The 12,329-nt window shown below is 44.2% G+C and carries 10 protein-coding genes and 1 pseudogene; 7 read left to right on the top strand and 4 right to left on the bottom strand.

What is annotated here, in order from left to right; all coding sequences use genetic code 11:
- The first annotated feature begins 50 nt into the window (after positions 1-50).
- Positions 51-873 (top strand): IS5 family transposase gene (locus tag AC1P5O_RS10330; RefSeq protein ID WP_101627170.1). Its coding sequence is split into 2 segments (ribosomal slippage): positions 51-431 and positions 433-873, totalling 822 coding nucleotides; the frame shifts between segments, so codons are not numbered across the junction.
- A 91-nt stretch (positions 874-964) separates the two neighbouring features.
- On the opposite strand, the gene asd is transcribed toward AC1P5O_RS10330, so the two are convergent.
- Positions 965-2,083, bottom strand: coding sequence for an aspartate-semialdehyde dehydrogenase (gene asd / locus AC1P5O_RS10335; RefSeq protein ID WP_004647391.1), 1,119 nt, complete (start codon positions 2,081-2,083; stop codon positions 965-967).
- Between the two features lie 188 nt (positions 2,084-2,271).
- Here asd and AC1P5O_RS10340 point away from each other — a divergent pair, with 188 nt between their 5' ends.
- On the top strand, positions 2,272-3,402 hold the full coding sequence (locus AC1P5O_RS10340; RefSeq protein WP_138742837.1) for an endonuclease/exonuclease/phosphatase family protein: 1,131 nt from the start codon (positions 2,272-2,274) through the stop codon (positions 3,400-3,402).
- Positions 3,403-3,724: 322 nt separating this feature from the next.
- On the opposite strand, the gene AC1P5O_RS10345 is transcribed toward AC1P5O_RS10340, so the two are convergent.
- Both AC1P5O_RS10345 and AC1P5O_RS10350 read right to left on the bottom strand, forming a co-directional pair.
- Entirely contained in the window at positions 3,725-4,660 is a 936-nt protein-coding gene (locus AC1P5O_RS10345) for an LpxL/LpxP family acyltransferase (RefSeq protein WP_004729480.1), read from the bottom strand.
- A gap of 107 nt (positions 4,661-4,767) precedes the next feature.
- Positions 4,768-6,672 carry an ATP-binding cassette domain-containing protein gene (locus AC1P5O_RS10350; RefSeq protein WP_138742838.1) on the bottom strand — a complete coding sequence of 635 codons (1,905 nt, stop codon included), beginning with the start codon at positions 6,670-6,672 and terminating at the stop codon, positions 4,768-4,770.
- A gap of 33 nt (positions 6,673-6,705) precedes the next feature.
- On the opposite strand from AC1P5O_RS10350, the gene AC1P5O_RS10355 reads away from it, so the two are divergent.
- Positions 6,706-6,951, top strand: coding sequence for a SlyX family protein (locus AC1P5O_RS10355; RefSeq protein WP_004278477.1), 246 nt, complete (start codon positions 6,706-6,708; stop codon positions 6,949-6,951).
- Between the two features lie 133 nt (positions 6,952-7,084).
- Here AC1P5O_RS10355 and AC1P5O_RS10360 read toward each other — a convergent pair whose 3' ends face one another.
- Positions 7,085-7,267 carry a hypothetical protein gene (locus tag AC1P5O_RS10360; protein ID WP_165353905.1) on the bottom strand — a complete coding sequence of 61 codons (183 nt, stop codon included), beginning with the start codon at positions 7,265-7,267 and terminating at the stop codon, positions 7,085-7,087.
- A 51-nt stretch (positions 7,268-7,318) separates the two neighbouring features.
- Between AC1P5O_RS10360 and AC1P5O_RS10365 the strand changes: the two genes are divergently transcribed.
- The 4 genes and pseudogenes from AC1P5O_RS10365 to AC1P5O_RS10380 form a co-directional block, all read left to right on the top strand.
- Positions 7,319-8,323: a hypothetical protein gene (locus AC1P5O_RS10365; protein WP_005261740.1), complete on the top strand. Its 1,005-nt coding sequence runs from the start codon at positions 7,319-7,321 to the stop codon at positions 8,321-8,323.
- Between the two features lie 70 nt (positions 8,324-8,393).
- A complete protein-coding gene (locus AC1P5O_RS10370) occupies positions 8,394-8,843 on the top strand; it encodes a hypothetical protein (RefSeq protein WP_004647398.1) in 450 nt (149 codons plus the stop codon).
- A gap of 30 nt (positions 8,844-8,873) precedes the next feature.
- The gene (topA, locus tag AC1P5O_RS10375; RefSeq protein ID WP_004278474.1) at positions 8,874-11,516 is read left to right on the top strand and encodes a type I DNA topoisomerase; all 2,643 of its coding nucleotides are present in this window, start codon (positions 8,874-8,876) and stop codon (positions 11,514-11,516) included.
- A gap of 87 nt (positions 11,517-11,603) precedes the next feature.
- Positions 11,604-12,035: pseudogene (locus AC1P5O_RS10380) on the top strand (NYN domain-containing protein); the annotation flags it as partial.
- Positions 12,036-12,329: the final 294 nt, after the last annotated feature.

Genomic DNA, 12,329 nt, shown 5'->3' on the forward strand with positions numbered 1-12,329 from the left:
TTGTAAAATAGACCTCTTGCGAAAGTAAAAACCACCTCAATATAAATTTCATGAGATATCAGAAATTAAATCGTTTTTCAGATTCTGAATTCAAACGCTTGGTTGGCGTACCTCGACATGTTTTTACTGAAATGGTAGAGGTTTTAGAAAAAGCAGAATCACTCAAAAAGAAATCAGGTCGTCCTCATACTTTAGATATAGAGGATCAGTTGTTATTAACTCTCAATTACTTACGGAACTACAGCACTCAACTGGAATTAGCGGCAAATTACCATATCGCTGAAAGTAATGTGAATCGAACCATTAAAAAGGTTGAAGATGCATTGATGAAATCAAGACGTTTTACTCTGCCAAAACGAAGCATTACCACGGCAGACGAACACTTTAACTGGGTAATTATTGATGCGACAGAATGTTCAATAGAACGTCCGAAAAAAAAATCAGAGTAAATTCTACAGTGGTAAAAAGAAGAAATATACGCTAAAAGTACAAGTGATCTATCATCCGAACAGCAAACAAATCATAGGGCTAGATATATCGAATGGCAGTCAGCATGATATTAAATTGGCAAGAAAAACGGTTAAGAAATTCAAACATTGTGAATATGTTATGACTGATCTAGGGTACTACGGATTAGAGCAAGATGGCTTTAAATTATTGATGCCAATAAAGAAAAAGAAGAATTTACCCTTATTTGATGTTGAGAAAAAGTACAATAAAATGATTGAAAAAATACGAGTTGTGATCGAACACATTAATAGTCAATTGAAAACATTTAGAATATTAAGTGAACGCTATCGAAATAGACGGAAAAGATTCGGCTTACGCATTAACTTAATTGCTGCACTCGTAAACCGGATAAACTTGCAATAATGACTTTCGCAAGAGATCTAATACTTACGCAATAGTTACATAAAAAAGCCGATCAATAAAGATCGGCTTTTGGCTTTATATCCAAAGGATATTAGGCATTTTTATAATCAATCAGAATACGCAGCATACGGCGTAACGGCTCGGCCGCACCCCAAAGCAACTGGTCACCTACAGTGAACGCACCCAGATATTCTTTACCCATATTCAGCTTGCGCAGACGGCCGACTGGAACGCTTAAAGTACCTGTTACAGCAACAGGTGTCAGATCAGTCATGGATGCTTCACGAGTATTTGGAACCACTTTAGACCAGTCATTGGCACGTGCAATGATGTCTTCGATTTCATCCAAAGGTACATCTTTTTTCAATTTCAGGGTTAATGCCTGAGAGTGACAACGCATGGCACCAATACGCACGCAGTGACCATCAATTGGCACGATCTGCTGATTGCCCAGAATCTTGTTGGTCTCGACCTGACCTTTCCATTCTTCTTTCGACTGGCCGCTTTCCAGTTGCTTATCGATATAAGGAATGAGTGAACCAGCCAAAGGCACACCAAAGTTTGCAGACGGGAAGCCTTCACCACGTTGTAATTCAGCAATTCTAGAGTCGATATCCAGAATTGGAGAACGCGGATCATCAAGCAACTCTTTGGTATTGTTATATAAATAACCCATACCATTGATCAGTTCACGCATGTTTTGCGCGCCTGCACCTGAAGCGGCCTGATAGGTCATTGACGTTGCCCATTCCACCAGATTGTTCTGGAATAGACCGCCCAAGCCCATCAGCATCAAGGAAACTGTACAGTTACCACCGACAAAAGTCTTGGTGCCTTTAACCAAACCATCTTTGATCACATGCATGTTGACCGGATCAAGTACGATGATGGCTTCATCATCCATACGTAAGGTTGATGCTGCATCAATCCAGTAACCATTCCAGCCTTCAGCTTTCAATTTCGGGAAAACTTCAGAGGTATAGTCGCCACCTTGACAGGTAATAATGACATCCATTTGCTTCAGACTGTTAATGTCTGATGCATCCATAAGTGCTGGGGCGGTCTTACCGCCAAATGCCGGCGCTTCACCGCCTGCATTACTGGTAGAGAAATAGAATGGCTCAAAATGAGCAAAATCATTCTCTTCAACCATACGTTGCATAAGGACGGAACCGACCATCCCGCGCCAACCGACCAGACCTACTTTCATGTCACTTTGCCTCGGTGCGTTAAAAAATCAAAAGGGATTCGAGTGTACCAAAAAGGGACCCAACTGCAAGAGCTACACAATCAAAACATCAATATTCTTGAGAGAAATATCTGCTTTATGATACATACAAAATTGATAACGTCATTTTTCTTTTAGAAAAAATAATAACTTAATTAAGAGCGCAGTTTATGATATGGGTTATCCAAATTCTGGCAATCATTGTCATTTGGTTAAGTTTTTGGTCACTGATACCACGTGATGAATGGTGGATTCGGGGTGCGGATTTTCCACGCTTACAAATTCTGGTATTGGGCTTTATCGCCTTTATTCTTTTTCTTCTGGTTGATCATCCCTGGAACTGGTTGAATCAGCTACTTTTTATAGGGCTGATGGCGGCTTTGGCCTATCAGCTGAAAATGGTATTGCCCTATACTTTTATCTGGAAAAAACAGGTCAAGCAGGTCAAGCAGGATCAGCTGGATCCGCAACGTCAGATTTCCCTCGTCGTTTCCAATGTACTTACTACCAATACCAAATATCATTTACTGATCGAGCAGATCCAGATTCATCAGCCAGATCTGGTTTTAACCCTGGAAACCGATCAAAACTGGCAAAATGCACTCTCAGTGATTGAAGCTGATTATCCTTATCGCGTGCCTGTGCCTTTGGATAATCTGTATGGCATGCATCTATATAGCAAGCTTGAACTGAGTGAAACTGAGGTTAAATTTATTCTGAGTGATGAAATTCCCTCCATTCATACCACGGTGATCTTACGTTCGGGACAAGCGGTACAGCTCTACTGTCTGCATCCCAAACCACCCAGTCCGACCGAGGCCAAGGATTCTACCTTGCGTGATGCTGAACTGCTGATTGTCGGTGATCAGATTAAAGATCTGGATGAAAGCTGTATCGTCATGGGCGATCTGAATGACGTGGCCTGGTCACGTACCACACGCCTGTTTCAACGCATTAGTGGGTTGCTAGATCCGCGGGTAGGGCGTCATTATGTAAATACTTTTCACGCAGATTATCCTTTTTTTCGCTGGTCGCTGGATCACGTCTTTCACAGTACCGATTTTGCCTTGGTACATATGGAACGTTTACCGCATGTAGGCTCTGACCATTTTCCGGTCTTTCTGGTTTTACAAACCGGTCGGGTATTCGAGCATATTCAGGAAGAATTAGAACAAACTGATGAAGATGAGCAAGAAGCACAAAAAGCTATTGAAGAAGGCATTCAGAAAGCAGAGAAAGAGGAAAAAATAGTCACTGATGAAGTTGCTATGGCATATAAAGAAGGAGGCAAAATCTCTTAGCTTTTTAGAAGAAAAGTGTACGATATTGCTTACAACAGTTTCCGCTTCTTGCGAATGGGCAGGGGTTGGAAATCTGGGTATTCTAGGTTTATCAGCACAGGGAGTCGAGAAAGGATATTCTCATAAGGAAGACGAAGCTGAATGAAAACATCATGGATATGATGCTGAAAGGGAAATCACAAAAAGCAGAACGAATTATAATATGTGAAAGCACAACCTCATTAACCCGAGTTTTACAGGATGTAGAGCTCGGGTTAAATTATTTCAATTACTTAAACATGATTTTAAGCTATAGCCCTTCAAATTCCGTGATCAAATCGATTTAGTAAATTGATTTATAACCTTCAGGGCGAGTCTTAAAACGGCGGTGGAACCACATATATTGGGTCGGTGCGATGCGCAACTGCTGCTCAATCACCCGGTTCACGCGAGTGGCATCTTCAACTTCATTCTCACTAGGGAAGTTTTCCAGTGCCGGTTCAATGAGCACATGGTAGTGCGGATTGTTAATATCGCCATGACGGTAGAAATATAAAGGAATTGCAGCCGCTTTGGTCATTTTCAGTAAACGGCGATGTGCGGTTACAGTCGCCGCAGGCACGCCAAAAAAAGGTGCCATCACGCCTTGTTTTAAACCATAATCCTGATCCGGACTGTACCAGATCGCATGGCCATTTTTCAGGTTACGTACCAGACCGCGCATATCATCATGGTCAATCTGATTGGCATAAATTGTGGCGCGACAACGGTAAATCAGCATGTCCAAAAGTGGATTATTCTGCGGACGATAGACCACATCCGGTTCAAAATATTGTGCGCAAAGATAACCACCCGCATCGAGCAAAGTTGAATGCGTGCCTAATAACAGCATGCCTTGGCCTGCGGCTTGTGCCTTCTGAATATGTTCCAAGCCTTCAATACTGACGCGGCCCTGAAACCATTTCGGACTGTACCAGGCATTCAGCGTCTCAAACACCCCCAGCATTTGATCGATAAATACCTGACGGGCATTGTCCTGTACCTGCTTTTCAGACCATTCGGGAAAGCAGACTTCCAGATTACGCAGCGTGGTTTCACGGCGTGATTTCAAGTATTTAAAAGAAAGGTGGCCTAGCAGGGACGCCAGACGATGCTGAATGGCCCAAGGTAAGATCGCCAGAATCATCAGGAAAATAATGCCTAGCCATTTGCCCCAATATTGAGGTAACAGGAATGACCATTGAAATTCACCGGGTTGATATGCAGGCTGAGTACTCATAAAACAATTTAGGGCCAAAAGATTAAATGCAGTCTAACAGAGAAGATTATTGAAATAAAAAAGCATCTGTACGAATACAGATGCTTTAGTAAAAGCTCGGGGAATATTTAGCCGTTACTTAGATTATCCAGCTCTTCCCAGCGCTCTAATTTTTCCAGTAACAGCTCATCAATTTCGGATAAACGGTTAGACAGTTTCAGTGCTTTATCAGAATCAGTCACAAATAAAGAGCCATCAGCCAGTTGTGCATTGATCTCGGCCTGCTCTTTTTCTAGCGCTTCCATCTCAGCTGGAAGTTGCTCAAGTGCACGTTGGTCTTTATAACTGAGTTTAACTTTTTTGGCAGCGACCGGCGCAGTCTCGGCTTCTGCTTTGGCCATGGCTTTTTTCACGGCACTTTTTTGGTCAACCACGGTTTGATCCGGGCGCTGTTCAAGATAATCCTGATAACCGCCGACATATTCGTCAATATTGCCCTTACCATCAAAGACCCAAGTGGATGTTACCACGTTGTCCATAAAGGCACGGTCATGCGAGATCAACAGCAGGGTGCCTTTGTAGCCACCCAGCATCTCTTCCAGTAACTCTAAAGTCACCATATCCAGGTCGTTGGTTGGCTCATCCATCACAATCAGGTTCGATGGTTTCAGCAACAGTTTCGCTAGCAGGATACGGTTGCGCTCACCACCTGACAAAGCTTTGACTGGTGTACGGGCACGTTCTGGCGAAAACAGGAAATCTTGTAAATAACTATAGATATGACGACGGTTACCATTCACATCCACGTGGTCAGAACCTTCTGAGACGTTATCTTTAACAGATTTTTCCAGATCCAGCGCATTACGGAGCTGGTCGAAATAGGCCACTTCTAACTGCGTACCGGTCTTCACCGTACCGCCATGTTCTAGCTCGCCCAGAATGGCTTTAATGAGGGTAGTTTTACCGACACCGTTATCACCGACCAGACCGATACGGTCGCCACGGAGGACAAGTGCAGAGAAGTTGTTGATGATCGGTGCATTGTCACCGAATTTCACACTCAGGTTCTCAATTTCAAACACCAGTTTGCCGGAACGGTTGGCATCCTGAGTCGCCATCGTCACTTTACCTTGTTGCGAACGACGTGCTCTAGATTCTTCACGTAATGCTTTTAGGGCACGGACACGACCTTCGTTACGGGTACGACGGGCTTTAATCCCTTGACGGATCCAGACTTCTTCCTCAGCCAGCTTTTTATCGAACAGCGCATTTTGCTTTTCTTCAGCTTCCATTTGCTGGGCTTTCAGGTCTAGATAACGTGAATAGTTACCTTCATAACTACGCAGTTGACCACGATCCAGTTCAACAATACGGGTAGCAATGCTATCGACAAAGGCACGGTCATGCGAAATGAACAATAGGGTCAAATTATTTTGATCGAGCAGGAATTTTTCCAGCCATTCGATACTTTCAACGTCTAAATGGTTAGTCGGTTCGTCGAGTAACAGGACATCTGGCTGAGTCAGCAAGGCACGTGCCAATAGGACACGACGCTTACGACCACCCGACAAATCGGCAAGATCTGCATCTGGGTCCAGCCCCATTTTGCTTAAAATCGAATTGACCTTGGTTTCCAGCGCCCAGCCATCGAGCTGGTCCATTTTGTGTTGCAGGTTGCCCATACGATCACAGGCGTCCATGTCACCGAGTACACAGGCTTCACTGGCAGCATGATAAGCACGCAAAACTTCCGATGCTTCACCGGCACCATCTGCCACGATATCAGCCACTTTACCTGAATCCATCGGTACATCTTGCGCCAGCATGGAAATAGTAATGCCGTTTTGTAATGAAACTTCGCCGTTGTCAGGCAGTAAACTTCCTTCAATCAGCTTAAGTAAGGTAGACTTACCCTCACCATTACGGCCAATCAAACACACTCGTTCGCCGCGTTCCAAGTTAAAATTCGCGCCGTCGAGCAGGGCGGGTCCACCAAACGCAAGTTGGACATCCCTAAGGGTAATATAGGCCATAATGTTTCCTGAAATCCCCAATGAGGACTTTAAATGACTAAACAACAAAATCTAAATGATCAGGCGTCATTTTCCGCACCCATTGAAGATTTGCAAGTGCGAATTGCATTTTTAGACGATTTAGTTGAACAGTTGAATGATCAGGTGGCCAAACAGACCCTGGAAATTGCTGATCTGAAAAAGCAAATGACGCTGTTATATCAACGTGTTGAGTCTTCAGATCTGTCTGAAGGCATAGCAGAATTTGATCCGGTTGCAGACCGACCACCGCATTATTAATTTGCAACCAATGATTTAATCAACAATAACCCTTAGCTGATCTAAGGGTTTTTTATTGAAAAATAAAAATGAGTCAATCTATAAGATGATAAAAAGAGAAGTATTTTTGTTTTGAATGGGCTTTTAAATTGCCTTAAACACGCATATAAAAGTAATCAAGTGCAGCGTGATGATCAAGTGCAAAAGAATTTTCCTGTTGAAAACAAACATTCGCGCTTGCAAACAGATTTCTTGCCGGCATTTCATAAAATGCAGTTTGGCCCTCTGCCGAAACAGGGCTGCACCCATTCAGCCATAAAATTATTTGACCTTTCACTCACTTCCTACTCTAATACCGGCTCTCAGGTACATTCCGGAATTGCGTCCCATGCACCCAAAAGTTGTTCTACTCGACCTCGAAAATAATTTCCCTACAGCCAAGTTAATGCGTGAGATTGTGGCGCATTATTCGACTTTATATCTGTTTAGCTGTGCCGGAAAATTTGAATTCTCCTTAGAGGATTTAACCGAGCTTGCCGGCTGGATTAGCAGTGGTCAGGTGGTGGTACTGGACACGCCTGAATCGCCACAAAAAGAATATGAATATGCGGTCATTGTCGGTCAGCTTATGGCGCTACTGGAGCCGGAAACCGAGGTTGAATTGATCTCGGCGATGGACAGCTGCGAGATGTTGCAGCAGATGCTGCAAGCTTCTGATATTCCGTGTCACCTAATTCAGATTCAGCCTGATGAGACAAACATTCCAACCGATCAACCTAAAAATCATCTTCCGAGTCTGGATACCATAAAGAACAAACCTGCCTTGCAACTGGTGAAAAAATACTGTGATGCGTTAGGGAAAATGAGCGGCAAACCGAATACGGTGGAAACCCTAAAAAACTCAGTGGCGAATATTCTGCAAGTGATGCCGGTAAAAGCTCAGCATGTGGTCGGCATGTTGATTAACCTGAAAATCGTCAAACGCTATGATGAGCAAATCAGCTTCCGCAAAAAAGTTTTGAAACAATGGCTGCAACTCAATCTGGATGAACAAAGCCCGGTTGAAAATCCAAAACTGGATCAGGTCATTTCCCAACTGAAGGCAGAAGAAGCTCCAGTTGAATCTGAAATACTCAAGTCACCAATCCAGTCGGCACAGCAAGACCTGTTCAAGAACTTTGGCCGGATCGATCCGGTACAACTGGAAGTGGCGCGTAAACTGCGTGAATTGCAGGGCGATAAACCCAAAGACATTTATGAGCTGCGTGATTTACTGGAACAGTTATTTCCAAAATCGGACATCCGCTTGCTGCTGAAGGAGTTGATCGAGAAAGGTTATATTTACTGGAATGGTCACGAAATTTTATATAGTCATGAAATGTTCCTGAATTAATTTTATCGTGCAAACTTGCGTTTTATATTGTGCTTATGCAACTCTAATAATAGAACATAAAGGTTGAACTATGGAAAACACTGGAATCTGGGTGACGGTGGTCATCATCATTTTCGTCATAGGGTCGATTTTCGGGTTACGTGTAAGTCCCCGAGAAAAAGCCTTGGGGCTGATGCGTGATAAAGCCCGTAAAATGGGTTTGCATCCACGTCTGGTGGTGGCACCGGACTGGACCAAAATCCCGAAGGCGACTGAAAGTCGTGCCAGTATGGTCGCGTACTACAGTGTACTGATGCCAGATGCGCGTTTGCCCCTGATGCGCGCCCGTGTTGTCGATAATAAACTCGAAATCGTGCAGGGTGATGAGAAATTTAAAGATTTTCCCATTGCATTAAAAGGCATTTATGCTATTGATATGCAGGCCAACTGTGTCGGCATGTACTGGGATGAAGAAGCTGATTTAAGAGCGACCCAACTCGACGACATCAAAGCACTGTTACACGCTTTGGCTGAACTTTAATTTAGAAATAAACAGGATTAACAGTTAATTATGGCGAACGCTCCTCGGTCCACATCAAAAAGCAGCACAGCGAAGTCTCCCGACGCTGGAAGCAAGCGTGCCCTAGTGATTGTGGAGTCGCCTGCAAAAGCGAAAACAATCAATAAGTACCTTGGTCCGAACTACATCGTAAAATCATCGGTGGGTCATGTGCGTGACTTACCGACTGGCGGTTCTGCAAAATCGACAGAGAAAAAACCAGCGACACGTACCAAACTGACGGATGCAGAAAAAGCTGAAAAATCACAGAATGCGTTGATTAACCGCATGGGTGTCGATCCGGAACATGACTGGAAAGCCAAATACGAAGTCCTTCCTGGCAAAGAACATGTGGTTGCCGAACTGAAAAAACTGGCATCGCAAGTCGATGAAGTCTATCTGGCAACGGATATGGACAGGGAAGGAGAGGCGATTGCCTGGCATTTAAAAGAAGTCATCGGCGGTGATGATTCGCGTTATCAGCGTGTGGTTTTCAACGAAATTACCAAAAATGCGATTCAGGATGCCTTTAAGCATCCGTCACGTCTGGATACCAATAAAGTCAATGCGCAGCAGGCACGCCGTTTCCTGGATCGTGTCGTGGGCTTTATGATTTCGCCATTGCTTTGGGAAAAGATTGCGCGTGGTCTGTCAGCCGGTCGTGTACAGTCGGTTGCGGTGAAGCTAGTGGTCGAGCGTGAACGTGAAATTCGTGCCTTCATTCCTGAAGAATACTGGCAGGTGTTTGCCGATACCAAATCGAAAAAAGATGATATTCGTCTCGAAGCGGTCAAGCAAAATGGCAAGACGCTCAAGCTACGCAATAAAGCCGAAACTGATGCCTTATTAAACCTGATCAAAGATGCTGATTATACGGTTTCTGCACGTGAAGATAAGCCAACCAAGGTTAATCCAAGTGCGCCGTATATCACGTCAACGCTACAACAGGCAGCCAGTACCCGTCTCGGTTTTTCTGTGAAGAAAACCATGATGCTGGCGCAGCGCCTGTATGAAGCCGGTTTCATTACCTATATGCGTACCGACTCGACCTTCTTGAGTGATGATGCGGTGAATATGGTGCGTGGTCATATCGAATCCGAGTTTGGCGAGAAGTATTTGCCTGCCAAGCCGAACCGTTATGGCAATAAAGCCGGTGCGCAAGAAGCGCATGAAGCCATTCGTCCATCTATGGTTGGCTTAAAAGGCGACAGTCTGGTAGGTGTTGAGCGTGATGCACAGCGCCTCTATGACTTGATCTGGCGCCAGTTTGTTGCCTGTCAGATGACTCCGGCAGAATATTTGTCTTCTACCATTTTAGTGGATGCCAATGGCGTGGAACTGAAAGCTAAAGGCCGTACCTTGGTCTTTGATGGCTTTACCCGCGTGCGTGGTGCCAATAAAGCCGATGACGATATTTTATTGCCTGCGGTCAAAGTGGGTGAAGTCCTCAAACTTGAGAAACTTGACCCATCTCAACATTTCACCAAACCACCGGCACGTTTTACCGAAGCCTCATTGGTCAAAGAACTCGAGAAAAAAGGCATTGGCCGTCCATCAACCTATGCTGCGATTATCTCGACCATTCAGGATCGTGGTTATGTGAAACTGGATAACCGTCGTCTCTATGCCGAGAAGATGGGCGAAATCGTCACCGATCGTCTGGATGAAAATTTTAGTAATCTGATGAACTATGCCTTTACCGCAGATCTTGAAGGTCAGCTGGATAAGGTGGCAGATGGTGAGCGTAACTGGAAAGAGCTGTTAGACAGCTTCTATGGCGATTTCAAGCAGCGTTTGACTACTGCGCAGGGTGAAAACGGAATGCGCCGTAATCAGCCTGTAGAAGTGGATGCGGTACACTGTAAAGAATGTGACCGTCCGATGCAGATTCGTACCGGAACCACAGGCGTATTCCTGGGTTGTTCAGGCTATAACTTGCCGCCGAAAGAGCGTTGTAAGGGAACCTTGAACCTGACACCAGTGGAGTCTCTGGCTGCATTATCTGATGATGAGGCTGCGGAAACTGCTGACCTGATGTCGAAGAAGCGTTGTCCGATCTGTGAAACTGCCATGGACAGCTATGTGATTGATGGCGGCCGTAAACTGCATATCTGTGGGAATAACCCGGACTGTAGTGGTTTTGAACTTGAAGAAGGTGAGTTCAAAATTAAAGGCTATGATGGCCCGAGTATCCCATGCGACAAGTGTGATGGTGAAATGCAGCTGAAGACGGGTCGTTTTGGTCCGTATTTTGCCTGTACCAGCTGTGACAATACCCGTAAAGTCTTAAAGAGCGGTCAGCCTGCGCCTCCACGTGTGGATCCGATCAAGATGGAGCATTTACGTTCTGCCAAGCATGACGATTTCTTTGTACTGCGTGACGGTGCAGCCGGTTTATTCCTGGCGGCAAGCAAGTTCCCGAAAGTGCGTGAAACCCGTGCACCGAAAGTGGCCGAGATTCGTTCTGTTGCCGACCAGCTTGATCCAAAGTATCAGTTTATCTTGCAGGCACCTGATGTGGACCCGGAAGGGAATCCAACTCTGGTAAAATTTAGCCGTAAGAACCAGTCACAATATATTGGTTCGGAAACTGCAGAAGGCAAGCAAACCAAATGGTCTCTGGTTTATCAGGACGGAAAATGGGTTGAAGCCTAAACTCTAAGATTCAAAAAAATGCTGACGAAAGTCGGCATTTTTTATGTCAGAATCATGTATATAAAAAATTAAAAATAATATCTTGGGGTGGATGTGGATATTCAGACAAAAAAGTTCGCTGTATTAATCGATGCGGATAATTCTTCTATCAACGCGATTTCATCGGTATTGGAGGAAGTTGCGAAATATGGAATTGCCAGTGTCAAACGTGTGTATGGGGACTGGAGCAGCGAAACTTTAAAGAAATGGCGAGATGTACTCCTTCCTCATGCCATCACTCCGGTACAACAATTCGCTTATACCAAGGGTAAAGATGCGACGGATATGATCCTGATCATTGATGCTATGGATTTACTTTATGCAGGTGCATTAGATGGATTTTGTATTGTATCCAGTGATAGTGATTTCACGCCCTTAGCTTCACGTATTCGTGAAAATGGTCTAACTGTGTATGGCTTTGGCAAAAAAGCTACGCCTGAAGCATTTAAGAAAGCCTGTGACAAGTTCATTTATATCGAAAATTTACTTGTAGATAGTGAAATTAAAAATAATGAGGATGGTGAAGAAACAGGATCAATAGATAAAAAAGTTTCGGAGATTATCAAGACTAATGGACAAAAAACTATATCTGCGCAAAAGGAAATTCAGTTACCTGAAGGGATGGATCGAGCTACGCTTAACTTAATTTAACCTGAGTTCGATGAAATATTTTAGCTTTTTAGCAAGTTTTGGAAAGTTGGCTTATTTGGATTTAAGCAATAAGCCACTATAGCAGCCATAATATTCACCATAAAGTTATTCACCGAACGATGA

This window comes from Prolinoborus fasciculus (genome assembly GCF_056724605.1).